Source organism: Altererythrobacter litoralis, from assembly GCF_036324225.1.
Lineage (GTDB): Bacteria > Pseudomonadota > Alphaproteobacteria > Sphingomonadales > Sphingomonadaceae > Erythrobacter > Erythrobacter litoralis_A.
Genome location: NZ_JAZDQV010000001.1, coordinates 377,747 through 401,396, shown reverse-complemented (window position 1 = coordinate 401,396; position 23,650 = coordinate 377,747). Strand labels below are relative to the sequence as shown.

Annotated in this window: 22 protein-coding genes and 1 pseudogene; 14 read left to right on the top strand and 9 right to left on the bottom strand. The window is 62.6% G+C overall.

What is annotated here, in order from left to right:
* Positions 1–113 (top strand): annotated as a pseudogene (locus VRS74_RS01940) (IS5/IS1182 family transposase); the annotation flags it as partial.
* A gap of 96 nt (positions 114–209) precedes the next feature.
* Here the strand turns inward: VRS74_RS01940 and VRS74_RS01935 are convergent.
* Both VRS74_RS01935 and hemW read right to left on the bottom strand, forming a co-directional pair.
* Complete coding sequence (locus VRS74_RS01935) at positions 210–1,112, bottom strand: tyrosine recombinase XerC (protein ID WP_354143546.1); 903 nt, start codon at positions 1,110–1,112, stop codon at positions 210–212.
* Positions 1,109–2,260 (bottom strand): radical SAM family heme chaperone HemW, encoded by a 1,152-nt coding sequence (gene hemW / locus VRS74_RS01930; protein ID WP_354143545.1) that lies wholly within the window; start codon positions 2,258–2,260, stop codon positions 1,109–1,111. Before hemW ends, VRS74_RS01935 begins: the two co-directional genes overlap by 4 nt.
* Before the next feature lie 49 nt (positions 2,261–2,309).
* Between hemW and VRS74_RS01925 the strand changes: the two genes are divergently transcribed.
* Positions 2,310–2,855 (top strand): CAP family protein, encoded by a 546-nt coding sequence (locus VRS74_RS01925; protein ID WP_354143544.1) that lies wholly within the window; start codon positions 2,310–2,312, stop codon positions 2,853–2,855.
* On the opposite strand, the gene rdgB is transcribed toward VRS74_RS01925, so the two are convergent.
* Together rdgB and rph are read right to left on the bottom strand one after the other, a co-directional pair.
* Complete coding sequence (rdgB, locus tag VRS74_RS01920) at positions 2,856–3,485, bottom strand: RdgB/HAM1 family non-canonical purine NTP pyrophosphatase (protein ID WP_354143543.1); 630 nt, start codon at positions 3,483–3,485, stop codon at positions 2,856–2,858.
* The gene (rph, locus tag VRS74_RS01915) at positions 3,482–4,195 is read right to left on the bottom strand and encodes a ribonuclease PH (RefSeq protein WP_354143558.1); all 714 of its coding nucleotides are present in this window, start codon (positions 4,193–4,195) and stop codon (positions 3,482–3,484) included. The genes rdgB and rph overlap by 4 nt, the downstream gene beginning before the upstream one ends.
* Positions 4,196–4,351: 156 nt before the next feature.
* On the opposite strand from rph, the gene hrcA reads away from it, so the two are divergent.
* The 3 genes from hrcA to VRS74_RS01900 are packed head-to-tail and all read left to right on the top strand — an operon-like array spanning position 4,352 to position 7,780.
* A complete protein-coding gene (gene hrcA / locus VRS74_RS01910; RefSeq protein ID WP_354143542.1) occupies positions 4,352–5,395 on the top strand; it encodes a heat-inducible transcriptional repressor HrcA in 1,044 nt (347 codons plus the stop codon).
* 17 nt (positions 5,396–5,412) lie between these two features.
* Positions 5,413–6,000, top strand: a complete 588-nt coding sequence (grpE, locus tag VRS74_RS01905; RefSeq protein WP_354143541.1) for a nucleotide exchange factor GrpE — start codon at positions 5,413–5,415, stop codon at positions 5,998–6,000.
* A gap of 25 nt (positions 6,001–6,025) precedes the next feature.
* Entirely contained in the window at positions 6,026–7,780 is a 1,755-nt protein-coding gene (locus VRS74_RS01900; protein ID WP_354143540.1) for a DUF885 domain-containing protein, read from the top strand.
* A gap of 43 nt (positions 7,781–7,823) precedes the next feature.
* On the opposite strand, the gene VRS74_RS01895 is transcribed toward VRS74_RS01900, so the two are convergent.
* From VRS74_RS01895 to VRS74_RS01880, 4 genes are all read right to left on the bottom strand, one after another.
* Complete coding sequence (locus VRS74_RS01895) at positions 7,824–8,987, bottom strand: PrnB family protein (RefSeq protein WP_354143539.1); 1,164 nt, start codon at positions 8,985–8,987, stop codon at positions 7,824–7,826.
* A 109-nt stretch (positions 8,988–9,096) separates the two neighbouring features.
* On the bottom strand, positions 9,097–9,591 hold the full coding sequence (locus VRS74_RS01890; RefSeq protein WP_354143538.1) for a GNAT family N-acetyltransferase: 495 nt from the start codon (positions 9,589–9,591) through the stop codon (positions 9,097–9,099).
* On the bottom strand, positions 9,588–10,094 hold the full coding sequence (locus VRS74_RS01885) for a vgr related protein (protein WP_354143537.1): 507 nt from the start codon (positions 10,092–10,094) through the stop codon (positions 9,588–9,590). Before VRS74_RS01885 ends, VRS74_RS01890 begins: the two co-directional genes overlap by 4 nt.
* Positions 10,095–10,111: 17 nt before the next feature.
* On the bottom strand, positions 10,112–10,591 hold the full coding sequence (locus tag VRS74_RS01880; protein ID WP_354143536.1) for a copper chaperone PCu(A)C: 480 nt from the start codon (positions 10,589–10,591) through the stop codon (positions 10,112–10,114).
* A gap of 177 nt (positions 10,592–10,768) precedes the next feature.
* Between VRS74_RS01880 and dnaK the strand changes: the two genes are divergently transcribed.
* The gene (gene dnaK / locus VRS74_RS01875; RefSeq protein WP_354143535.1) at positions 10,769–12,700 is read left to right on the top strand and encodes a molecular chaperone DnaK; all 1,932 of its coding nucleotides are present in this window, start codon (positions 10,769–10,771) and stop codon (positions 12,698–12,700) included.
* 76 nt (positions 12,701–12,776) lie between these two features.
* Positions 12,777–13,919, top strand: a complete 1,143-nt coding sequence (gene dnaJ / locus VRS74_RS01870; RefSeq protein ID WP_354143534.1) for a molecular chaperone DnaJ — start codon at positions 12,777–12,779, stop codon at positions 13,917–13,919.
* On the opposite strand, the gene VRS74_RS01865 is transcribed toward dnaJ, so the two are convergent.
* Positions 13,920–16,250, bottom strand: coding sequence for a patatin-like protein (locus VRS74_RS01865; protein WP_354143533.1), 2,331 nt, complete (start codon positions 16,248–16,250; stop codon positions 13,920–13,922).
* A 70-nt stretch (positions 16,251–16,320) separates the two neighbouring features.
* On the opposite strand from VRS74_RS01865, the gene radA reads away from it, so the two are divergent.
* The 7 genes from radA to proS all read left to right on the top strand — a co-directional run bounded on the left by radA (position 16,321) and on the right by proS (position 23,591).
* The gene (radA, locus tag VRS74_RS01860; RefSeq protein ID WP_354143532.1) at positions 16,321–17,688 is read left to right on the top strand and encodes a DNA repair protein RadA; all 1,368 of its coding nucleotides are present in this window, start codon (positions 16,321–16,323) and stop codon (positions 17,686–17,688) included.
* Between the two features lie 10 nt (positions 17,689–17,698).
* Complete coding sequence (locus tag VRS74_RS01855; protein WP_354143531.1) at positions 17,699–18,220, top strand: CvpA family protein; 522 nt, start codon at positions 17,699–17,701, stop codon at positions 18,218–18,220.
* The gene (locus tag VRS74_RS01850) at positions 18,217–18,660 is read left to right on the top strand and encodes an iron-sulfur cluster assembly scaffold protein (protein WP_354143530.1); all 444 of its coding nucleotides are present in this window, start codon (positions 18,217–18,219) and stop codon (positions 18,658–18,660) included. The genes VRS74_RS01855 and VRS74_RS01850 overlap by 4 nt, the downstream gene beginning before the upstream one ends.
* 37 nt (positions 18,661–18,697) lie before the next feature.
* Positions 18,698–20,335: an MFS transporter gene (locus VRS74_RS01845; RefSeq protein WP_354143529.1), complete on the top strand. Its 1,638-nt coding sequence runs from the start codon at positions 18,698–18,700 to the stop codon at positions 20,333–20,335.
* Positions 20,328–21,371 (top strand): alanine racemase, encoded by a 1,044-nt coding sequence (gene alr / locus VRS74_RS01840; RefSeq protein ID WP_354143528.1) that lies wholly within the window; start codon positions 20,328–20,330, stop codon positions 21,369–21,371. Before VRS74_RS01845 ends, alr begins: the two co-directional genes overlap by 8 nt.
* A 67-nt stretch (positions 21,372–21,438) precedes the next feature.
* The gene (phaR, locus tag VRS74_RS01835; RefSeq protein WP_354143527.1) at positions 21,439–21,993 is read left to right on the top strand and encodes a polyhydroxyalkanoate synthesis repressor PhaR; all 555 of its coding nucleotides are present in this window, start codon (positions 21,439–21,441) and stop codon (positions 21,991–21,993) included.
* A gap of 53 nt (positions 21,994–22,046) precedes the next feature.
* On the top strand, positions 22,047–23,591 hold the full coding sequence (proS, locus tag VRS74_RS01830; protein WP_354143526.1) for a proline--tRNA ligase: 1,545 nt from the start codon (positions 22,047–22,049) through the stop codon (positions 23,589–23,591).
* Positions 23,592–23,650 lie beyond the last annotated feature (59 nt).

Sequence of the window (23,650 nt, the reverse complement as noted above, 5' to 3'; positions counted from 1 at the left end):
TCGGCAAGCTCAAGGACTGGCGCCGCATCCACACTCGTTATGACCGCTGCGCCCACACGTTCATGTCCGCCATCTGCGTCGCCGCAACCGTCATCTTCTGGCTGCCGCAATGAGTCCTGAGCCTAGGACAAGGCATTACACTTGTGGTTGGTTCCGGAGCCTAACGTCCGCAATTGGGTCGTTTGCCGAACGTCTTCTTTTCGCCCAATTCACCTCTTTTTCGCCCTTGGATGGGCGTCGCGGTAATTCTCCAGCATCGTTGCCGCGTCGACCTTGGTGTAGATCTGGGTCGAGCCGAGCGAAGCATGGCCAAGCAATTCCTGAAGGCTGCGCAGGTCTGCACCGGCGCCCAGCAAATGCGTGGCGAAGCTGTGACGCAGGGCATGCGGGGTGGCGGTATCGGGCAGGCCGAGCGCGCGGCGCGCCTGTGCCGTCGCCTTCTGCACCATGCCCGGGCTTAGCGCGCCACCCTTGGCACCGCGAAACAGCGGCTCGTCCGCAGCCAGCGGCCAGGGGCTTTTCCCGCAATAATCCGCCACCGCGGCGCGGGTGATCGGCAGGATCGGCACCATGCGCTGCTTGCCGCCCTTGCCGGTGACCTGCAGCACTTCGCCCAGCGGTGCGTCGCGCCCTTTGAGCGATAGCGCCTCGGCGATGCGCAGGCCCGAACCATAAAGCAGCAGCAGCACCGCACGGTCGCGCGCGCCGATCCAGCCTGCCTTGGCGTTTCCAGCGACCAGTTCGGCGAGGTTGCTCGCTTCATCTGGCGTAACGGGGCGGGGCAGGCCTTTCTTGACCCGCGGGCCGCGCAGCCGCGGTGCGGCGGGGTCGGGATCGCCCGATTGCTGACGGGCATAGGCGATGAAGGATTTGAGCGCGGAAAGTTCGCGTGCTGCGCTGGCGTTGCCAATGCCCTCCGCGCGGCGGTTCGCAAGATGGCGGCGCAGATCACGCGCTTCGAGGCGGGCGACGCCTTCCCAATCGGCGAGGCCCAGCGCCTTAAGCAGCCGGTCCGCGCAGCCGAGATAGGCGCGCACGGTGTGCGGGCTGCGCCTGCGGCTGTGCACCAGTTCGCCGCGCCATGCCTCGAGCAAATTGGCAGCGGTGCTCATGCGCTGACCAGCCCGTCGCCGACTATCTCGCCCAGCAGCGCGTCGAGCAGCGGCATTCCCGCCGAGGTAAGGGCGATGCGCTCGCCGTCCTGCCGAACGAGCCCGAGCTCGCGGTGGAGCGCCAGCCGCTCGGCATCGACCAGCGCCGCACGATCGATCCCGAAACGGGTGGCAAGTGCTGCAAGGTCGACACCTTCGGCGAGCCGCAGCCCGACCAGCAGCGCTTCGGAGGCCTGCTCGGAGGTGCCAAGCCGTCGCTCGGTCTTGATGCCATGGCCGCTGGCTTCGACCGAGGCGAGAAAATTCTCAGGCTTCTTGTGCCGCTCGGTAGCCACGCCCTGTCGCCGTCCATGCGCACCGGGGCCGATCCCGCAATAGTCCTGGTAACGCCAGTATGTGAGGTTGTGGCGGCTTTGCTGCCCGGTTCTGGCGTGGTTGCTGATCTCGTATGCGGGCAACCCCTTCGCAGTGGTCATTTCCTGCGTCAGCGCGTAGAGATCGGCAGCCGGATCGTCCTCCAAGGGACTGAATTTGTTCAACCTTACGTCGGTTGCGAAGCGCGTGTTGGGCTCGATCGTGAGCTGGTAAAGCGACAAATGATCGGTGCCCAGTGATAGTGCCCGAGCCAGTTCGCCAGCCCATTGTTCCCCGGTCTGGCCAGGGCGGGCATAGATCAGGTCAATACTCACCCGGTCGAAATTTTCCTGCGCCGTGGCCACTGCGCGAAGCGCCTCATCGACACCGTGCAAACGCCCCAGGAAATGTAAGGTATCATCCTCAAGCGATTGAACACCCAGCGAAATGCGGTTCACCCCGGCAGCGGCGAGGGCCGCGAAATTGCTCGCTTCGACCGAGGATGGATTGCCTTCCAGTGTGATCTCGATCGCCGGATCGAAGCCCCACAATTGTTCGGCCTCTTCCAGCAGCGCCCCAACCAACGTGGGCGGCATCAACGAGGGCGTTCCACCGCCGAAGAAGATCGAATGGAGCGGCTCGCCCGCGGCGATTTCCGCCTCGTGCCGCATGTCCGCCAGGAGCGCGCCCTGCCATTGCGCCATGTCGACTCCCTCGCGGACATGGCTGTTGAAGTCGCAATAGGGGCATTTCTTCAGGCAAAAGGGCCAATGGATGTAGAGTGCGCGCGCCACGGCGCGGCTATTTCACGGTCTGTTAAGCGCTGCAAGTCAAGCTGCACCGATGCGCACCGCAATTGCATCCCTGGCCCTCGTCACGATCGCATTGGGCGGCACCGCCGCAGCGAATAGCGAATTGCCGATCGATCGCCCGGCAAACCGCTTCGCTGCGGAATTGCTCGACACTCATAATGCCGAGCGTGAGAGCTTTGGTGCGCCGCCTTTGCAATGGAACCCGAAGCTTGCGCGGGAAGCGCAGGAATGGGCGCAGCGACTCGCGAGCGAAGGCCGCATGCGCCATGCCTCCAACGATGAGCGCGGCGGTGCGGGCGAGAATCTCTGGATGGGCAGCGCGGGCGCCTATCCGGCGCGTTTCATGGTCGGCGCTTTCATCGACGAGAAGCAGCATTTCCGCGCCGGGACTTTCCCGCACATCTCACAGACCGGGAACTGGCGCGATGTGGGGCATTACACGCAAGTTGTCTGGCCTGACACGCGTGAACTTGGCTGCGCGGTGGCGCGCAACCAGAACGATGATTTCCTCGTCTGCCGCTACTGGCCGGCAGGAAATACCTATGGAGTCGAGATCAGGCGGCTCGCTGCCCGTTGATCACGCGCCGAACTGGTCCGCAACCAGCTTGGTGAAAGCATCGGCGCGATGGCTGATGGCGTGCTTCCGCTCAGGGTCGATCTCGGCGAAGGTCTGCGCGCCTCCCGTCGGCACGAACACCGGATCATAGCCGAAACCCAGAGTGCCGCGCGGCGGCCAGGTGAGCGAACCGGTGCAAGCGCCTTCATAGACCGCATGCTCGCCATCCGGCCACGCAATCGCCAGCACGCAATGGAACGCCGCGCTGCGATCCACATCTGGGCCGAGGTGCTGCAGCATGCCCTCGACCTTGCCCATCGCCATGTACCAGTCGCGCCCCGGCTCGCCTTCGAACCATTGGCGCTCGGCCCAGTCGGCGGTGTAGACACCGGGTCTGCCGCCCAGCGCATCGACCGAAAGGCCGCTGTCATCAGCCAGCGCGGCGAGGCCGGAGGCTTCAGCCGCGGCTCGCGCCTTGATCATCGCATTCTGGACGAAACTCGTGCCCGTCTCGGGCGGCTCGGGCAGGCCAAGCGACCCGGCTGACAGGCACTTCACGCCATAAGGGGCGAGCAGCGCCGAGATTTCCTTCAGCTTGCCCGCATTGTGCGTGGCGATGACCAGCGAGCCGCCGCCGAGCTTGCGTGTCACTTTACAGCGTCCAGCTGTGCAGTGAAGATCCGGTCGCAGCCGATCCGCGCGAGGCGGAGCAGGCGAAGCAGGCCTTCCTCGTCATAGGTTGCGCCTTCGGCCGTCGCCTGCACCTCGGCGATTTGCCCGCCCGTGATCAGCACGAAATTGGCATCGGCATCCGCGCTCGAGTCCTCGTCATAGTCGAGGTCGAGCACAGGCGTTCCCTTGAAGATGCCGCAGCTGATGGCTGCGACCTGGCCGGTGATCGGGTCTTCCTTGATGTCGCCTGCCGCGATGAGGCCATTGATCGCCAAGCGCAGCGCGATCCATGCGCCTGTGATCGAAGCGGTGCGGGTGCCGCCGTCAGCCTGGATCACATCGCAATCGAGCGTGATCTGGCGTTCGCCCAGCTTGCGCAGGTCGACCACGGCGCGAAGGCTGCGTCCGATCAGGCGCTGGATTTCCTGCGTGCGGCCCGATTGCTTGCCCTTGGCAGCCTCGCGCGCACCGCGGGTGTGCGTGGCACGCGGGAGCATCGAATATTCGCCCGTGACCCAGCCTTCGCCCTTGCCGCGCAGCCATGGCGGCACATTGCGCTCGACGCTGGCGGTGCAGAGCACGCGAGTGTCACCGAAACTGATCAGGCACGAACCTTCCGCGTGCTTGGTGAAACCGGTTTCGATGTTGATGGCGCGCATTTCGTCGGGCGCGCGGCCTGAAGGTCGCATATATTGCTCCAATATCTTCCCGAGACCCGCTCACCCTGAGCCTGTCGAAGGGTTGTTCTTCACTTCTCAGCCCGCGCTAAAGGAAAATCCAGTGCTTCGACAAGCTCAGCACGAACGGAAATTGAGTATGGAGCAAAGATTGCTTAGGTGAACACCATGTCTTCGCCGCCCATCTCCGAGCTGACCGACCGTGCGCGCGAGATCTTTCGCCTTGTGGTCGAAGGCTATCTCGAAAGCGGGCAGCCGGTCGGCTCGAAGACGCTCGCGCATGACAGCGGCATCAACCTTTCACCGGCTTCGATCCGCTCGGTGCTGGCCGATCTGGAGTCTGCCGGGCTCCTGGCTGCACCGCATACCAGCGCAGGGCGGATGCCGACCGAAAGCGGCCTCAGGCTGTTTGTCGACGGAATGATGCGCGTTGCGGAGCCGACACCCGAAGAGCGCGCGGCGATCGAAGGGCGGCTGAGCGGTAGCGGGCCGATCGAGCAAGCGCTGGAGCAAACCAGCGCGATCCTGTCCGACCTGTCGGGCGCGGCGGGAATGGTGATGGTGCCGACGCGCGAGGCGCGTCTGGCGCAGTTCAGCCTGCTGAAGCTCGGCCAAGGGCGGGCGCTGGCGGTGCTGGTGAGCGAAGATGGCGCCGTTGAAAATCGCGTGATCGAAATCGGGCGCGGCATCACGCCCTCCGCGCTCGAACAGGCAAGCAATTACATCACGGCACGGCTCGCGGGGCGCACAATGGCCGAGGCGTCGCGGGCGATTTCGCGCGAAATCGCGGCGGGGCAGACGCAGCTTGATGCGGCGAGCCGCGAACTGGTTGAGCGCGGCCTCGCGATCTGGAGCCGCGACGCGGCGCAGCGCCCGGTGCTGATCGTGCGCGGGCAGGCGAACCTGCTCGATGAGGCTGCGCTCCACGATATCGAGCGCGTACGCAGCCTGATCGAGGATTTGGAAAGCAAGCAATCGGTCGCCGAACTGCTTGAAACCGCGCGCGAAGCCGAAGCTACGCGCATTTTCATCGGCAGCGAGAACCGGCTGTTCGCGCTGTCGGGATCTTCTGTGATCGCTTCTCCCTATCGCGATCGCGAGGGCAGGGTGGTAGGAGTGCTGGGGGTGATCGGGCCAACGCGGTTGAATTACGCGCGCGTGATCCCCATGGTGGATTTGACCGCCCGTTCGCTGGGCAAGCTCATCGGATAGCTTTGGAACATTACGACATGAACGAGAACGACAAACCGCGCGACGAAGCGGTTGAAAAGGAACTGGAAGGCGTGCCGGAGGAATTCCTCGACAAGTCCGACGCGGAAACCGTCGAAGAAGAAACCAGCGGCCTCGACAAGGCGCTCGACCGCCTGCGCGAAGACCTGGAAGTTGCCAAGCAGGAAGTGCTCTATGCCAAGGCGGAAACGCAGAATGTGCGTCGCCGCATGGAGAAGGACATCCAGGATGCACGCGCCTATGCCGCGACCGGTTTCGCCCGCGACATGCTGAGCGTGCTCGACAATCTGGAGCGCGCCACTGCCGCGATCCCCGCCGAACTGCGCGAGGATGACAAGATGAAGGCGCTGGTCACCGGCATCGACGCAACTTTGCGCGAGCTTGAGAAGGTGTTCGGCCAGCATGGCATCAGTCGGATCGCGTCGGTCGGGCTTCCGCTCGATCCCAACCAGCACCAGGCGATGATGGAAATCCCGAGCGACGGTCATGCCCCCGGCACGGTCGTGCAGGAAATGCAGTCGGGCTACATGATCCGCGACCGTTTGCTGCGCCCCGCGATGGTGGCCGTGGCGAAGAAGCCGGACTGATAGAATTCCAATTCGGGAGAGGATGATGGGAACTGCGGTTGCGAGGGCGGCGGTTCTCGCTCTCCTGTTCACTGGCGCACCGGCATTTGCGCAAGATAGCGCAGATGACCAGCTGGCGGCGCTTGCCGACAGCTATCGCGATCACCGGCTCGCTTCGTGGGAGCGGGTCGAAAAGCCCGATGGCAGCAGCGAAGCGAGCGAGCGTATGCCATCGGTCACTCCCGAGGCATATGCGGAGCGCGCGCGCTTTGCGTCCGACGTATTGGCGAAGCTCAATGCGATCGATGAGGGCGGGTTGTCGGAAAAGGCCAGGGTCGACGCCGCTGTCCTGCGCACTCTTCTGAATGTAGAAATCGGCGACGCGCAGTTCCGTGAATGGGAAATGCCGTTCGATTCTGACAATAATTTCTGGAGCTATCTCGCTGCACCATTCCCGCTCCAATCGGTCGAAGAGTACGAGCGTTACATTTCCCGATTGCGCGACTTGCCGCGCTATTTCGAGGAGCAGAAGGCCAACGCGCGCGCCGGGTTGAAGCGTGGCTTCAGCGTACCGCGTGTCACGCTTGAAGGCCGCGATGTGTCGCTGGCGGCCTATGTCGTCGACGATCCGGAAAAGAGCGCTTTCTGGGCGGCGTTTTCGATCATGAACCCCTCAAGGATACCCACTGGCGAAGGCGTTCGTCTGCAACTGGAAGGACGCGAGGTTATCGAGCAGTCCGTTATTCCGGCCTATCGCGATTTACTGGATTTTTTCCGCAAGGAATATCTTCCCCAGACGCGCGAGACGCTCGCGGCAGAAGCGATGCCCGATGGGCCGGACTACTATCAACAGCAGATCCGGCAATATACCACGCTCGACCTGACGGCGGAGCAAATCCACCAGATCGGGCTGGAAGAGGTGGCGCGGATCACCGCCGAAATGGAGAAGGTGAAAGCGGAAGCGGGTTTCGAAGGCTCGCTGGACGAATTCGTCCATTTCCTGCGCACAGACCCGCAATTCGTCGCGCGCAACCCCGACGAGTTGATGGGCGTCTCAGCCTATGTCGCAAAGCGCGTCGACGGCAAGATCGGCGATTATTTCGGCTTCCTGCCGCGGCATCGCTTCTCGATCATCGAAGTCGATCCTGCGATCGCGCCGTTCTACACCGCAGGGCGGGGCGGGCTGAAATCCTGCCAGATGAACACTTACGACCTGCCTTCGCGCCCGCTCTACAACATTCCCGCGCTCACGCTGCACGAGTGCGCCCCGGGGCACAGTTTCCAGGCGGCGGTGGGGCTTGAGCAGCCCGAGGCGGCGCGGTTCCGGCGCGGGGTCTATTTCTCAGGGTTTGGCGAGGGCTGGGGCCTCTACACTGAGTATCTCGGCGAAGAGATGGGCATCTATCGCACGCCCTATGAGCGTTTCGGCAAGCTGAGCTACGAGATGTGGCGCGCGGTGAGGCTGGTGATCGATACCGGTATCCACCACTATGGCTGGAGCCGCGAGCAGGCGGTCGATTATCTTGCGGCGCGCACCGCGCTATCGACGCATGAAGTGAATACCGAAGTCGATCGATACATCAGTTGGCCGGGGCAGGCGCTTGCCTACAAGCTGGGCGAAATGACTATCCGCCGCGTGCGCGCCAAGGCCGAGGCCGAACTCGGGCGCAAGTTCGACATCCGCAAGTTCCACGATGTGGCGCTGTCGCTCGGCTCGGTCCCGCTATCCGTCCTGGAAGAGCGGATTGATGACTTCATCGCCGATGGCGGGCAGGGGCTTGAGGGCGTGACTTACGATTGAGCTTTCCGGGCTGCCCCTGCGATAAAGGCAGCCCGTAGTCACGTTAGACTAGCTGCGCGGCGTTCTCGTCGCGGTGTTTCTTCAGGTATTTCATGAAGGGCGTACCGCCGGTGCCGACATCGGGGTCGTTCCCTGCGATGCTGCCCATCTGCTTGTTGATATAGCTGGCCGCATATTCGAGGTGCCGTGTACGGAACCGCGCCGATTGCTCGAGGCAGGCATTGAACGCGTCCTTGAGCGACTGCGACCCTGATCCGCTGACGAAAGTGCGCAGGTTCGATTGCGCCGCGAGATCTTCGATGAAGCGGCGATGCGGCACCGGGCGATAGTGATGCAATTCGTCGAGGAACGACTTAAGCGGATCTTCACTGTGACCGACCTGGAACAGCGCATCCATCGCCGGGACGATGCTTGACTGGCTGCCCGTCTGGCCGCGCAGCGCCTGCGGCTTGCCGCCCAGCTTTTCCACGCCCTCATAAATCAGGCCGCCACCTGCCAGCGCCGGATTGTTGGCCCAGCCATGAATGTAGGGGCGCACACGGTGGAAATAGATGTAAGGATCGCAGCGTTCGGGCATGCGCGCGAAATGGCCATAAATGCGCTCCCAAGCTTGGTCCATTTCGACCAGCAACCGTTCGGCTTCCGCTTCGTCGCCTTGCTGCGCCGCAGCTACCAGCCTGGCCGCATTGTCGAGCAGCACGCCCGCTTCGGCTTCGATCGCGACATGGACCAGCACGAACCAGTTCTCGTCATCGCCACCGGCGAAGTTCTGGTACATGTAGATATTGTCGAGCGACACAGGTGCAGACTTGTCGAGCCGCGCCCAATTGTCGAGCACATAGCCCGAATAGGGCAGCAGCGGCGCCTGGCCCAGTCGGTTCGAAATCGCCACCATCGGGCGCGCAAGGTTGGCCGGGAGATAGGGCGGCGGGGTCGCTTCGCCCCAAACATAGGCCTGCACCAGGAAGGAATAATGCACCATCGCGGTGCGGACTTCTTCGTCCGGCGCCTCGACGGCCCATTCCTCAAGGACGGGGTCGGCCAACTGGTTGAGCCAATGGCGCACGCGCCCGCTCGAGATCAGGCCGGAGAGGTTACCAGCTGCCTGCTTCACGCCCGCGAAATGCGAGGGCAGGGTGACTTCATCGATTTCGTAATGCGAAAGATAGCCTCGCTCACGCGATAGGCCGTACTCCTTGATATCCATGTGGGACTCATTGGCCGGGCGCGGGTTGGGCCGCCCGGAACGGCGATTTGGTATCAATTGAAACCGACTTGCTCAAGCCGGGCCGGTGGAAAACCCTGCGCGGAGCCGGTCAGAGATGAAGCACCATCTGCAGGTTGCAGCGATCATAGGGCGTGGGCCAAACCTCCTCCGGCCCGAGCGCACGAAAACCGTAGCTTTCGTAAAGCGCAGTCGCGGCCTCAAGCTTGACATTGGTTTCAAGCCAGATCGCATCGGCCTGCCGTTCGCGGGCGAATTCGATCAGCCGCTGCAGGATGGCGGAACCGATCCCGCGCCTTTGCGCGGCGAGGTCCGTCGTCATCTTGATAACTTCGAGCCATTTCCTGCCATCGTCGGGACAATTCGACGCAGGCAAGATCGCTCCGGTGCCAACAACCCAGCCATTGGCATCGGCAATCGCGATAAAGCCGCCCTTGTCGAGGATTGCCGTTTGCGGGTGCTCAAGCTGGCGCAGGTCGGACTCTTCCAGTTCGAACAACTCTTCGATCCAGCGCTTGTTGAGCGCGGCAAAGGCCGGCGCATCGGCCGGTCGAAAGGCGCGAATATCCCAATTCCTGATCGTCACGCTCTCTCCCCTCCGAAGTCCAACAGCGCCTCATAAACGGCGGCATCGGCCACGCCTGCAACGCTTGCCCCTTTGCGCAGCAGGAATGCATGCTTCACGATCTCGGCCTGTTGTTCAATACCATAATGCGACAGGGGCCGGCCGGGCACCAGACTGTAGTCATAGCGTGCCCATGGCATGCGGTTAAGGATCAGGTGCCAGCGCCCGCGCTTCTGCACCTGCCACACATGCACCATCTCGTGGATGAAGAACCCCTGCAGCGGCAGGCTGGCAAGCGCAAAATCGTCGCAATATGCCCTGCTTAGCGGGTGGAAATGCAAGTGCCCCAGCGGCGCCATGACCATGCGGCGAGGCTGGAACGGAAACCATTTTCGCCGCCGGATGCGCACGGGCTCATAGTCGATTGCGCTTCCGAATACGGAGCGCGCCAGCGCGACTTCGCTGGAAGTAAGGGGCCGCTCGCCGCCGGGTGGGCAGGCATGGGCGGCCCCGCTTTGCTTCAAATCAACGAAAGGTCCGCTCAGCGATCATCCCCCGCAGCCTTCACATCGGCCTCGAACGAATATTTGTCGCCGCCCGAAACGGTCAGAGTCACCTCCACCTTGCCGCCCGGCTGCACGTCCGGAGACAGGTTGAATGCCATGATGTGATAACCACCCGGTTCGAAGGCAATCTTCGTGCCCTTGGTAATGGCGATCGGCATGGTCTCGCCCATCTCCATCTTGCCATTGTATTCGGCATAGGCGTGCAGCTGCGACTGTTCGGCACCGGCCACGTCGGCGCGGCGGATCGAAAGACCGCGGTCGCCCTCATAGGTCAGGTCGAAATAGACCGCCGCCGGATTGCCTGCGACTGGCGGCAGGACGAGCCGCGCGTTTTCCACACTGAGGCCCGGCACGCCCGCAGGCGCTTCAGCTACCGGTTCGGTCGTTTCGCCACACGCGGCAAGCGCCATGCTGGATGCGAGCAAGGCAGCGGCGGCAAGACGGGTCATTTTCATGCTAGGTTTCTCCCCTTGGTACAGCGTGAAAAACTAGAGTGCTGCGTCCCTTGTGCCAAGCGAAACCGCACCTATATCACCCGCATAACACACCGGACGGACTGAGCCGCCGAGCTGCTTTGCCGCTTTTGGAAAGCACATTGCGCGGTGTCCAAGAACTGAATGGATGGGAACAGAATGGCCAAAGTTATCGGTATCGACCTCGGCACCACCAACTCCTGCGTGTCGGTCATGGATGGGGGCAAGCCCAAGGTAGTCGAGAATTCGGAAGGCGCGCGCACCACGCCTTCGATCGTCGCCTTCACCAAGGATGGCGAGCGGCTCATCGGCCAGCCGGCCAAGCGCCAGGCGGTGACCAACCCCGACAACACGATTTTCGCGGTGAAGCGCCTGATCGGCCGCCGCTTCGACGATCCCATGACCAAGAAGGACATGGAACTCGTCCCCTACAACATCGTCAAGGGCAAGAATGGCGACGCCTGGGTCAATGCCGGCGGCGAAGACTATTCCCCTTCGCAGATTTCCGCCTTCATCCTGCAGAAGATGAAGGAAACCGCCGAGAGCTATCTCGGCGAAACCGTGACGCAGGCGGTCATTACCGTTCCCGCATACTTCAACGACGCGCAGCGCCAGGCGACCAAGGACGCCGGCCAGATCGCAGGCCTCGAAGTGCTGCGCATCATCAACGAGCCGACTGCTGCGGCGCTCGCCTACGGCCTCGAGAAGGACGATGGCAAGACCATCGCGGTTTACGACCTTGGTGGCGGCACCTTCGACGTCTCGATCCTCGAAATCGGTGACGGCGTGTTCGAGGTGAAGTCGACCAATGGCGACACCTTCCTGGGCGGTGAAGACTTCGACAGCACGATCGTCGAGTACCTCGCAGACGAGTTCAAGAAGAAGGAGAACATGGATCTCCGTTCGGACAAGCTCGCGTTGCAGCGTCTGAAGGAAGCTGCCGAAAAGGCGAAGATCGAGCTTTCGAGCTCGGCGCAGACCGAAATCAACCTGCCCTTCATCACCGCGCGTATGGAAGGCGGCAGCTCGACGCCGCTCCACCTCGTCGAAACGCTGACCCGCTCGAAGCTCGAACAGCTCGTGGGCGACCTCATCAAGCGCACGCTTGAGCCGTGCAAGAAGGCGCTGGCCGATGCCGGCATCGACAAGGGCGCGGTTGACGAAGTGATCCTGGTCGGCGGGATGACCCGCATGCCCAAGGTGCGCGAAGTGGTCGAAGAATTCTTCGGCAAGAAGCCGCACACCGGCGTGAACCCGGACGAAGTCGTTGCCATGGGCGCTGCGATCCAGGCCGGCGTGCTGCAGGGCGACGTCAAGGACGTGCTGCTTCTCGACGTGACTCCGCTGTCGCTGGGCATCGAAACGCTGGGTGGCGTGTTCACCCGCATGATCGATCGCAACACCACGATCCCGACCAAGAAGACGCAGGTCTATTCGACTGCCGAAGACAACCAGCAGGCAGTGACGATCCGCGTGTTCCAGGGCGAGCGCGAAATGGCGGCGGACAACAAGCTGCTCGGCCAGTTCGACCTCGTCGGCATCCCGGCCGCGCCGCGCGGCGTTCCGCAGATCGAAGTGACTTTCGACATCGACGCCAACGGCATCGTCAACGTCTCGGCGAAGGACAAGGGCACCGGCAAGGAACAGCAGATTCGCATCCAGGCTTCGGGCGGCCTTTCGGACGCCGACATCGACCAGATGGTCCGCGATGCCGAGAAGTTCGCCGAGGAAGACAAGAAGCGCCGCGAGTCCGCGGAAGCGCGCAACCAGGCGGACAGCCTGGTCCACGCGACCGAAAAGCAGCTCGAAGAGCATGGCGACAAGGTCGATGCCGATACCAGGGCAGCGGTCGAAACCGCTCTGGCCGAAGCCAAGTCTGCACTGGAAGGTGACGATGTTGCGGCGATTACCGCCAAGGCGCAGGCGCTGACCGAAGCGGCCATGAAGATGGGCCAGCAGATCTACGAGAAGGAGCAAGCTTCGGCATCGACCGCCGGTGCAGGTGATGCGGGCGCTTCGGAGCAGGCAGCTGACGAAGAAGTCGTCGACGCCGAGTTCTCCGAAGTCGACGAAGACAACAACAAGGGCTGAAGTCCTGATGAAAACCTTGCTCGCCACCGGTGCATCCCGTGCTGGTGGCGGCTAGGTTTCAAGAGGGCGGGTTCCTATGGCTTCTACCGACATCGACTATTACGAGCTGCTCGAGGTCAGTCGCGACGCCGATGGCGCGACGATCAAGAGTGCCTATCGCAAGCTGGCGATGAAGTATCACCCGGATCGCAATTCCGGGTGCACCGACAGCGAAGCGAAGTTCAAGGCGATCAACGAGGCATATGACTGCCTCAAGGATCCGCAAAAGCGCGCGACTTACGACCGCTTCGGCCATGCTGCTTTCCAGCAAGGTATGGGCAATGGCGGCGGCTTCGGCGGCGGGCGCGGGCATGGCGCTTCGGACTTCGGCGACATTGGGGACATCTTCGAAACGATCTTCGGCACTGCCTTTGGCGGTGGCGGCGGGCGGGCGCAGCCAAGGCGCGGCGCCGACCTGCGCTATGACCTTGAAGTGACGCTGGACGAGGCGTTCCACGGCAAGACAATCGAACTCGAGATCGAAGTCTCGCAGAATTGCGAAAGCTGCTCAGGTTCGGGCGCCAAACCGGGCACAGGCGAGCGTGAATGCCGCATGTGCGACGGCCATGGCAAGGTCCGCGCCAAGCAGGGCTTCTTCGTGATCGAACGCCCATGCCCGACCTGCCATGCGCGGGGCAGGGTGATCGAGGATCCGTGCAAGGAATGTCGCGGTGAAGGGCGGGTCGACCGTCCGCGTGCGATCGAGGTGGAAGTTCCGCCGGGGGTCGATACAGGTACCCGCATCCGCCTGGCAGGCAAGGGCGAGGCCGGGCCGCGCGGCGCGCCTCCGGGCGATCTCTACATCTTTGTGCATGTGAAGCCGCATCCGGTGTTCCAGCGCGACGGCACCACGCTGGCGACCCGCGTTCCGATCAGTTTCACGACAGCAGCGCTGGGTGGCACGGTCGAAATTCCCGACCTTGGCGGCGAAACCAACACGGTCGAGATTCCGGTCGGGATCCAGTCGGGCAGGCAATTGCGCGTCCGCGGTGCGGGTATGCCGGTACTTCAGGGCCGGGGCCGCGGCGATCTTGTGGTCGAAATCGCGGTCGAAACGCCCACCAGGCTTTCGAAAAAGCAGAAGGAACTGCTCCAGCAATTCCGCGATACCGAAACCGGCGAGGAATGCCCCGAAAGCAAGGGCTTCTTCGACAAGATCAAGGACGCGTTCGGCGGATAGCTAGAGTCTCGAGGTGAAGCGGGCGGCAATTTCTGCCCGCAAACCCTCGAGCAGTTTGCGCGAGCAGCGCCCGGCGGCGAGTTCTTGCTCGATGATTGCTTCGAAGGCGACGCGCTTGAAGCTGCGGCAATCGTGCTCATCGATCCCGCTCCCGCCCCCGATTGTCGAACAGACCAGGTCGATCATGCGTTCCGCGCCGTGCAGACGGCCCCAGAGATAGTCGTTCTCGCGGTAAGCGCGGCTGAAGAAGGCTCCGAAACTGTAGAATTCGATGCCTCTCAGCGTGGCACGAGCTCCACCTTCGCGGATCGACTGAGCATCCACCGGAGAAATCCGGTCGACCTTGATTGGATCGTACTCGATCACGCCTTCCTGTTGGAGGATGGGTAGCGTCGCCACATCGTAATAGGGAAAACCGAGATAGCCGAGCAGCATGCGCCGTCGCAGCGGCTTCGGCATTCGCGCCAGGGCATCCGCCAATCGGTCCTCGGCAGCATCGTCTACCTCGGGAAGCAGGCGCGTATTGGCCATGTAATCGAGCACTGCGCCCGGATCGTCGAACACTCGGCGCGCCACCGCGGGAAATTCGCTGCCGAGCGCGGCGAGCGTGTCGCGTTCGTAATAGTGGCTCAGAATCAAATAGATCTCGTTTCGGGCCGGGTCGAGCGCAACGTCCGGTATTTCGGGGTCGCGCTCCCAGTCGCGCGACAGCCTTTGCGCCAGCAGGCGCAGCCGACGGATACGGAACCCGATGTCATGCGCACGGAAGAAGGCGATTGCAGCGTCACTGGCGCCTGCTTTCGGGTCCGACAATTCGTGCAGGCCGCGCTTCAGGAGCTCTTCGCGCAAAGCGGCTTCGATGGCGCTGGGATCGGGCTGGTCCAGATCTGGAACTGCTTCGTGCACCAGTCTCGCGAGCCGTTCGACAATGCCGGTGAATTTCACATGGGCATAGGAATGGAAGGCATAGCCGGAATTCTCCGCCGCGGCCTGTTGCGCTTTGGCCCGCCACGCATGCAGCCGTTTGGGTGTGGGACGATCGAGGAAGAAGGTCCGCCCGAACAGCTTCTCGACTTCGCGGTCCACCTCTGGCCGCAGGCCCGCGAGCGTTTGCTGCAAGCGCGCGGCGTCGCGCGACTGCCGCTGGAGATGTTCCAGATTGTCGCGGATCGGCTGTTCACGCGGGAGGATCGAGATCGAACCGAAAAGCGCTGAAAAGAAACCAACCGGTTTGGGATCAGGGTCGTTCATCACCGCCACACGATCCGGGCGTGGATCGATATAGACGAAGCGGCGATCCACTTCGCGATGGCTCGGGCGGCCGTGCAGCGCAGAAATTGCGCCTTCGAAGGGCGCGTTGACCAGCACCGAACCATCGATCAACGCCACTTTTTCAGCCTCGCCCCGCCTCATGCGGACCGGCATGATCCGGTGCAGGAAGTCCGACCGTGTGGGCCATTCGCGCCCTCGCTTGGCGGCCAAGCGGTCGATCTCTGACAGTTCGAGAGGGGGAAAGGCTCCGGGAAAACTCGCGGTGGCGCGGGCGGCAAATGTCAGTTCGAGCGGATCGGCCAGTCCCATCCCGGATTGCGTGGGCGTTTGCCCGCGAAAATGGATCGGCAACCGGTGTTCGCTCTCCTCCACAACGGGCGGGCTGTTGAGCCGCAGCATGACCCGGTGGCCGCGAAAATCGGTCGAGGTCACAAACAGGTCGAGCGGATGATAGGGCGGCAGCAGGGGCGGACCCGATGGCTCGTTATGCATCGCTTCAAGTGCGTCGAACAGGAGCTTCGAAAAATTGTCGCCCGAGAACGGCGGTTGGAACCAGCGGCTGCGAATGAAGCGCGAAACCTTGCGGCGAACTTCGCTGCGCGTTTCGGGCGCGACGCTTTCCGAAACGGCATTGCCCGGACGGGTGAACAGCCACCAGGCGATCGGTTGCGCCCAGAACTTTGCGAAGCGCCACACCGGTCGGGCGTCTGGGTCCAGCAGCTTTTCAACATCGGCGTTTTTCAGCCAGAGGTCGGTGAGCGGCTCCAGCGAATGCCCTGCATAGAGCGCCTGCGACAGGAACACCGCATTGATTCCGCCAGCGCTCGCGCCCGAAAGGATGTCCGGGATGACCCGCAGCCGCATGCCGCGGTGGAGTTCAACGTGCTCAAGCAGGTCCTGGTACACCTTGCCGACCCCGCCACCGATCTTTTCGCCGGTATGGTGCGCCCGGCTCGCGCGAGCGAGATGCCACAACTCCTTGGTTACGCCGTGCATGTAGACTGCAAGGCTGACGCCGCCATAGCAGACCAGGGCAATCCGGAGTTCCTTCTGGTGCATGATGCCTTGATGGCGGGGATATCGCGCGAAGGCAATTGCGTTCTATCTATGTTCTGTTTATCGAGCGCGAATGGCCAAGACCAAGAAGCGCTATGTTTGCCAGGCTTGCGGCGGTGTGTCCCCCCGCTGGCAGGGCCAATGCCCCGAGTGTGCCGAGTGGAACACGCTGGTGGAAGACGTGCCCGCGACGGTTTTCTCGCAGAAGCACGATCTGTCGCGCGGGGGGCGCGCGGTCGATTTCGTCGAACTGAACTCACCATCCGAACTGCCGGTGCGGCGCGCCACGGGCCTTGCCGAATTCGACCGCGCGCTAGGCGGCGGACTAGTTCCGGGCTCCGCCGTGCTGATGGGCGGCGATCCTGGCATCGGCAAATCAACCCTGCTTCTCCAGACGGCCGCAACGATCGCACGAACCGGTGCGCCGGTGGTATATGTCAGCGGCGAGGAAGCCGCCGGGCAGGTACGTATGCGCGCGGCGCGCCTTGGCCTGGCCGATGCGCCGATCCGGCTCGCAGCGGAAACCTCGGTTCGCGATATACTGACCACGCTCGGGCATATGGAGCCGCCCGCACTGCTGGTGATCGATTCGATCCAGACGATGTATTCGGACACAATCGAAGGCGCGCCGGGAACGGTCAGCCAGGTGCGCGGCTGCGCTTTCGAACTGATCCGCTATGCCAAGGAAAATGGTGTCGCGCTGGTGCTGGTCGGCCATGTCACCAAGGACGGGTCGATCGCCGGCCCTCGCGTGCTCGAACACATGGTCGATGTGGTGATGAGTTTCGAAGGCGAGCGGAGCCACCAGTACCGCATCCTGCGCGCGCTCAAGAATCGCTTCGGCGCGGTCGACGAAATCGGCGTATTCTCGATGGTGAGCGAAGGACTGGATGAGGTCAGCAATCCTTCGATGCTGTTCCTTTCCGGTCGCGACCAGCCTTTGGCCGGGAGCGCAGTTTTCCCCGCGCTGGAAGGAACGCGGCCCGTGCTGGTCGAGATACAGGCGCTGATCGTGCGGCTGCAATCGGGGGCAACCCCGCGCCGCGCGGTAGTGGGCTGGGACAGCAGCCGACTTGCGATGCTGCTGGCCGTGCTGGAATCGCGCTGCGGGCTCAATTTCAGCTCCGCCGAAGTCTATCTCAATATCGCAGGTGGCTATCGCCTGTCAGATCCCGCGGCCGACCTTGCAGTGGCAGCGGCACTCGTTTCGGCGCTTGCCGACCGGCCACTGCCCGATCGCTCGGTATGGTTCGGCGAAATATCATTGGCTGGCGAGATTCGCCCCGTGGCGCATGCATCCTTGCGGCTGCGTGAAGCCGAGAAACTCGGCTTCGGCATGGCTTTCGGACCGTCCGATGTCGCGAACGGTTCGGCGAAGCTCGATTACCGCGGTATGGGACAAGTCGCGAAGCTCGTTGACCGAGTGATGGCAAACCCATAATCCACGGCGAATGAACGGTTTCGACATCATCGTGGCGATCGTGGTCGGCGTTGCGGCCATCGGCGGCTTCATGCGTGGACTGGTGCAGGAGGTGCTCTCGCTGGCAGCCTGGTTCCTGGCAGCCTTTGCGATCTATTACCTCCACACGCCGCTGACCGAGCAATTGAGCGAGTTCCTCGATACCGAGCCTGCGACATCGCTGCTCGCCTTCGCCTTGCTGCTGCTGATCCCCTATGCGGCGATGAAGGTCATCGCCAACAATGTCGGCGAGGCGTCGCGTGGATCGATCATGGGACCGATCGACCGTGTGCTGGGTTTCGGCTTCGGCCTGCTCAAGGGCGGGCTGATCATGGTTTTCGCTTTTTCCCTGCTTGTGCTCGGGTTCGATACGGTCTGGGGCTACAAGGGCCGACCGGACTGGATCACGACCGCGCGCACCTATCATGTCGTCGATGCCAGTTCGCGTGCGCTGGTCGAAACCATTTCCGAACGTCGTGAACGCTTGAAGAGCGAAGCGGAAGCGATGGAATGACCGCCGGCGCTGCGGGCAAGCTTTACACAACCGAACTGCTCTCGCTGGCGACGGAGCTTTCAGCATTTCCATTGACGGGCGATTGGGTGCTGGCTGGCGAGGCGCGATCGCGCACCTGTGGCAGCAGCATCAGGATCGGTATCGAGCCGGACGACCAGGGAAGGATCGGGAAGGTAGGGCTGGCGGTCACGGCTTGTGCGGTAGGGCAGGGGGCGGCGACGATTTTCGCCCGCGAGGCCCACCGAAAGAACGCGGGCGAAATCGCTACGGCGCTCGAAGAGATAGAGAACTGGCTCGAAGCCTCCGACGCATCCGCGCCGCAATGGCCGGGCTTCTCGGCGCTCGACGCCGCGCGCGCGCATCCGGGCAGGCATGGCGCCCTGCTGCTGCCGTGGAAGGCCGCTGTGGACGCGCTTTGCAAGGCCGGGGACTCACGCTAGAGCCAAGACACATCGCAATGGGGAGAGCGTGAAAACCATGTCAGAGGTCGCCAAACCGGCTGTTCGAGAGCCGAGCGAAAAAGAAGTCCGGCTTGTTATCGGGGCCAGTTCCGCCGGCACGATCTTCGAATGGTATGACTTCTTCATCTACGGCACGCTCGCCTACATCCTTAAGGATGCGTTCTACAACGTCGAGAACGAGACGCTTGGCCTGCTGCTGGTGTGGTCGACCTTTGCCGTCGGCTTTGCCTTCCGCCCGATCGGCGCCGTTCTCTTCGGCTATCTCGGTGACAAGCTTGGGCGCAAATACACCTTCCTCGTCACAGTGACCCTGATGGGGATCGCGACTGCAGGCGTAGGCCTGATCCCGACAGTCGATACGATCGGCGTCGTCGCGCCCATCATCGTGATCTTCCTGCGCGTGATCCAAGGGCTTGCGCTGGGCGGCGAATATGGCGGGGCCGCCATCTATGTCGCCGAACATGCGCCGCCTGAGAAGCGCGGATTCTACACGAGCTTCATCCAGGCCAGCGTGGCAGGCGGTTTCGTACTGTCGATTGCTGTGGTGCTCGCATGTCGCTTCCTGATCCCGGAAGACGATTTTGCCGCATGGGGCTGGCGCGTACCCTTCCTGCTGTCGATCATCCTGCTCGGCATTTCGCTGTGGATGCGGCTGAAGCTGTCGGAAAGCCCGGTGTTCCAGGCGATGAAGGAAGAGGGCACTATTGCCGGCAATCCCTTCATCGAAAGCTTCACCTATCCCGGGAACAAGAAGCGCATCTTCGTCGCGCTGTTCGGCATTGCCGGGATCCTGACCACGATCTGGTACACCGCCTTCTTCTCCAGCATGAGTTTCCTGCGCGGGCCGATGCATGTCGACGACCTGACGGTTGAACTGATCCTGTTCTTCGCCGGGTTGATCGTGATGAGCTTCTACCTCGTCATCGGCAAATGGTCCGACACGGTCGGGCGCAAGAAACCAATCATGATCGGTGCGGTGCTGACGCTAATCCTGCTGTTCCCCGCCTTCTGGGGCCTTGGAGCCTTCGCCAACCCCGGCCTTGAGAAGGCTGCGAAGGAAACGCCGATCGTCGTCTACGGCAGCGAGTGCACCACCGATCCGTTCGCTGAGATGTTCAACCGCGACCAGACGCGCTGCGGCAAGGTGCTCGAAACGCTAACCGCTTCGGGCGTCACCTACACCGTAGAGCCCGCGGCAGAGCTTTTGCTCACCTCGGGCGGCGAGGAAATCGCGCTCGATGAAAGCTGGTTCACCGATGGCAATGCGCGCCGCGACGGAATTCGCGCCGCGTTGTCCGAGCACGGTTTCGATTTCTCGAAGCAGCAGCCTTCCGCCGCAAACATCATCGGGATCGTGGCGGTCCTGCTTCTGCTCGGCATGCTTTCAGCGCTGACTTATGGTTCGGTCGCGGCGCTGCTGTGCGAGATGTTCCCCCCGAGCATACGCTACAGCTCGATGTCGATCCCATACCACATTGGTGCGGGATATCTCGGCGGTTTCCTGCCGCTGATTGCCGGAGTGATCGTGGCCAGCACTGGCAATATCTATTCCGGCCTCTGGTATACCTGGGGCGTAGTCGCGATCGGGATCGTAGTGCTGTGGTGGGGCGTACCCGATGGCCCACCGAGAGATTTCGAAGACTCGCATGGCTGAAGCCCCGCCGCCAAGCTTGCGGCTGACGATCGACCGGGACGCGCTGGCTCATAACTGGCGCGCGCTTGATCGCCTGTCAGGCCGTGCAAGCGCCGGAGCGGCGGTGAAGGCCGATTGCTATGGCCTTGGCTTCGACACCTGCTTGCCTGTATTGCGAGACGCTGGAGCAAAGGACTTCTTCGTGGCGCATTGGAGCGAAGTCGCGACCGTCGCGCGTCACGTCGATCCGCGCAGTATCGCTGTGCTGCATGGTCCAGCCAATCGCGCTGACGCGGATTATGCGAGGGCTAGTGGCGCAGTGCCCGTGATCAATTCGCTGCACCAGGCGAAGCAGTGGCTGGATAGCGGCGGCGGACCTTGCGACCTGATGGTCGACAGCGGGATCAACCGGCTCGGGATTTCGCTGAGCGAGGCGGGCGATCTGCTGGTTGCGCAGCTCGACGTGCGCGTTCTGATGTCGCACCTTGCCTCGTCCGATGAAGACAGCGCGTTGAATGCATGGCAGCTTGGGGCATTCCGCGAAGTGCTGCCGATGATTGCGCATAAGCGCGCCAGCCTGGCCAATAGCGCGGGGATCGCGCTTGGGCCGGATTACCATTTTGACATGACCCGCCCGGGACTGGCGCTTTATGGCGGCGTGCCGCGTGGTGAGCTGGAAAATGCCATCCGTCAGGTGGCCTATCCCGAGGCAGCCATCATCCAGACCCGCAGCATCGCGCCGGGCGATACGGTGGGATACAACGCCACCTTCACTGCTGATCGAGACATGCGAGTGGGCGTTGTCTCGATCGGATATGCAGACGGAATTCTGCGCTGCTGGGGAAATTCAGGCGCGCTGAAGCATGGCGAGCATGCGCTTCCGATACTCGGCAAGGTGTCGATGGACATGGTGGTGATCGACCTGTCTGCCGCGCCCGAATTGTCCGAAGGCGATTGGGTGCAATTGCCCTATCGCTTGCCAGACGCTGCGCAGCATACCGGCCTGTCGCAGTATGAATTGCTCACCGTCCTGGGACGGCGCCTGAAAAGCGGATAGCGCCATGTTGCGCTGCACATTGTGCAAGTGCTAAGGCCGCAGCATCGGACGCACAGGAATGCATCACATGGCCAAGAAGAATGCAGGCGAAGGCGACACCGTCATCGTCAAGAAATATGCCAATCGGCGGCTCTACAACACCAGCACTTCGAGCTACATCACGCTGGAAGACCTTGCCGCGATGGTGCGCGACAATGTCGAATTCCAGGTGCTCGATGCGAAGACGGGTGAAGACATCACCCATTCGATCCTGACCCAGATCATCATGGACGAGGAATCGAGCGGAGAGCAGATGCTGCCCGTCAGCTTCCTGCGCCAGCTGATCAGCATGTATGGCAATTCGATGCAGGCCATGATGCCCAGCTATCTCGATGCGGCGATGGCCAATTTCCGCGAGAACCAGGGCAAGATCCGCGAAGCCTTCGAAAAGGGCATCAGCAACACGCCCTTCGCCAAGATTCATGAGACAAACGTGGCCATGATGCGCGCGGCCACCGATGTGCTGATGCCCGGCACGGCCAAGCGCAGCGAGAAGCCTGCGGCCGGTTCGAGCGACGAAATTGCGGCGCTGCGCAAGCAGATGGCCGAGATGCAGAAGAAGCTGGACGAGCTGAGCAAATAGAGCAAAGGGCGGCACCCGCCGTCCGGTCCATATCCGTTACAGAAAGTATCCCCGTGTCCCAGATCCGCCACGCCCTTAACATCAAGCGCGAGGACGATTTCGCCGCCTGGTATCAGGAAGTCATCACCGCCGCAGACATGGCCGAGGAATCGGGTGTGCGCGGCTGCATGGTGATCAAGCCATGGGGCTATGGCATTTGGGAACGCATCCAGCGCCTGATGGATGATCGCATCAAGGCGGCAGGGGTGCAGAACTGCTATTTCCCGATCTTCATTCCGCTGCGCAATTTCGAGCGCGAAGCCGAGCACGTCGAAGGCTTTGCGAAGGAAATGGCGGTCGTCACCCATCACCGCCTGATCTCGGACGGGAAGGGCGGGCTGATCCCTGATCCGGAAGCAAAGCTCGAGGAACCGCTGGTTGTCCGCCCGACGTCGGAAACCATCATTGGTGACGCCATGGCGCGCTGGGTGCAGAGCTGGCGCGACCTGCCGCTTCTGACCAACCAATGGGCAAATGTCGTACGCTGGGAAATGCGCACCCGCATGTTCCTACGCACCACCGAATTCCTGTGGCAGGAAGGGCATACCGCGCATGCGGATCGCGCGGACGCTCTGGCCGAAACGCACCGCGCGCTGGAAATGTATCGCGCATGTGCCGAGGAAGACCTCGCGCTTCCGGTAATCGCTGGCGAGAAGCCCGAGAATGAGCGTTTCCCGGGCGCGGTCGAAACATGGTCGATCGAGGCCATGATGCAGGACGGCAAGGCCCTGCAGGCTGGCACCAGTCATTACCTCGGCACCAATTTCGCCCATGCCGCCGGTATCAAATACCAGGACCGCGAAGGCACCGAGCAATATTGCCACACCACCAGCTGGGGCGTTTCCACCCGCATGATCGGCGGCGTGATCATGACGCATGGCGACGATGACGGGCTGCGTGTGCCGCCGCGCATCGCGCCGCACCAGGTTGTGATCCTGCCGATGCTTCGCGAAACTCCCGAAGACGAAGCGCTGCTGGCCTATTGCGAGGAACTGCGCGCCAGGCTGGCATCGCAAAGCGCGATGGGCGAGCCCGTTCGCGTCCTGCTCGACAAGTCGCCGGGCAAGGCGGCGGGCAAGCGTTGGGACTGGGTGCGCAAGGGCGCGCCGGTGATCATCGAAGTGGGTCCGCGCGACATGGCCGAAGGCAAGGTCGCGCAGATCCGCCGCGACCGGCTGTGGAACCCTGACAATGGCAAGCCTGCCTTTGCTTTCATCGCCCGCGAGGACGCGATCGGCGCGATCGGCACCTTGCTCACCGACATCCAGCAATCGCTGTTCGATGAAGCGCGCGAACGGCGCGATGCGAACATCACTCGCGGTGTGAACTCGCTGGCAGAGGTCGAAGCGTTCTTCTCGGGCTCGGCGAAGTTCCCGGGCTGGGTCGAAGTGCAATGGTCAAAGCCGACCGGCGCTGCGCTCGAAAAGGTCGTCGAAACGCTCAAGGGGACAAAGCTAACCATCCGCAACGTGCCGCGCGATGCTGCACCGGCGGACGGCGCCTGCATCTTCACGGGCGAACCGGCCGTCGAGCGCATCCTGGTCGCGCGGGCATATTGATCCCCGCACCGTTCGCCCTGAGCTTGTCGAGGGGCCGTATTTCACTTTTGAAATCTGGC

What these genes read in the sequence shown, in the direction of transcription:
- hrcA (WP_354143542.1), top strand. Translation starts at nt 4,352, where the DNA reads ATGTCTTCGCCGCCCATCTCCGAGCTGACCGACCGTGCGCGCGAGATC.
- VRS74_RS01935 (WP_354143546.1), bottom strand. Translation starts at nt 1,112, where the DNA reads ATGAGCACCGCTGCCAATTTGCTCGAGGCATGGCGCGGCGAACTGGTG.
- VRS74_RS01845 (WP_354143529.1), top strand. Translation starts at nt 18,698, where the DNA reads ATGTCAGAGGTCGCCAAACCGGCTGTTCGAGAGCCGAGCGAAAAAGAA.
- VRS74_RS01880 (WP_354143536.1), bottom strand. Translation starts at nt 10,591, where the DNA reads ATGAAAATGACCCGTCTTGCCGCCGCTGCCTTGCTCGCATCCAGCATG.
- rph (WP_354143558.1), bottom strand. Translation starts at nt 4,195, where the DNA reads ATGCGACCTTCAGGCCGCGCGCCCGACGAAATGCGCGCCATCAACATC.
- VRS74_RS01855 (WP_354143531.1), top strand. Translation starts at nt 17,699, where the DNA reads ATGAACGGTTTCGACATCATCGTGGCGATCGTGGTCGGCGTTGCGGCC.
- grpE (WP_354143541.1), top strand. Translation starts at nt 5,413, where the DNA reads ATGAACGAGAACGACAAACCGCGCGACGAAGCGGTTGAAAAGGAACTG.
- phaR (WP_354143527.1), top strand. Translation starts at nt 21,439, where the DNA reads ATGGCCAAGAAGAATGCAGGCGAAGGCGACACCGTCATCGTCAAGAAA.
- dnaJ (WP_354143534.1), top strand. Translation starts at nt 12,777, where the DNA reads ATGGCTTCTACCGACATCGACTATTACGAGCTGCTCGAGGTCAGTCGC.
- VRS74_RS01895 (WP_354143539.1), bottom strand. Translation starts at nt 8,987, where the DNA reads ATGGATATCAAGGAGTACGGCCTATCGCGTGAGCGAGGCTATCTTTCG.
- dnaK (WP_354143535.1), top strand. Translation starts at nt 10,769, where the DNA reads ATGGCCAAAGTTATCGGTATCGACCTCGGCACCACCAACTCCTGCGTG.
- VRS74_RS01925 (WP_354143544.1), top strand. Translation starts at nt 2,310, where the DNA reads ATGCGCACCGCAATTGCATCCCTGGCCCTCGTCACGATCGCATTGGGC.
- radA (WP_354143532.1), top strand. Translation starts at nt 16,321, where the DNA reads ATGGCCAAGACCAAGAAGCGCTATGTTTGCCAGGCTTGCGGCGGTGTG.
- VRS74_RS01865 (WP_354143533.1), bottom strand. Translation starts at nt 16,250, where the DNA reads ATGCACCAGAAGGAACTCCGGATTGCCCTGGTCTGCTATGGCGGCGTC.
- VRS74_RS01850 (WP_354143530.1), top strand. Translation starts at nt 18,217, where the DNA reads ATGACCGCCGGCGCTGCGGGCAAGCTTTACACAACCGAACTGCTCTCG.
- VRS74_RS01900 (WP_354143540.1), top strand. Translation starts at nt 6,026, where the DNA reads ATGGGAACTGCGGTTGCGAGGGCGGCGGTTCTCGCTCTCCTGTTCACT.
- alr (WP_354143528.1), top strand. Translation starts at nt 20,328, where the DNA reads ATGGCTGAAGCCCCGCCGCCAAGCTTGCGGCTGACGATCGACCGGGAC.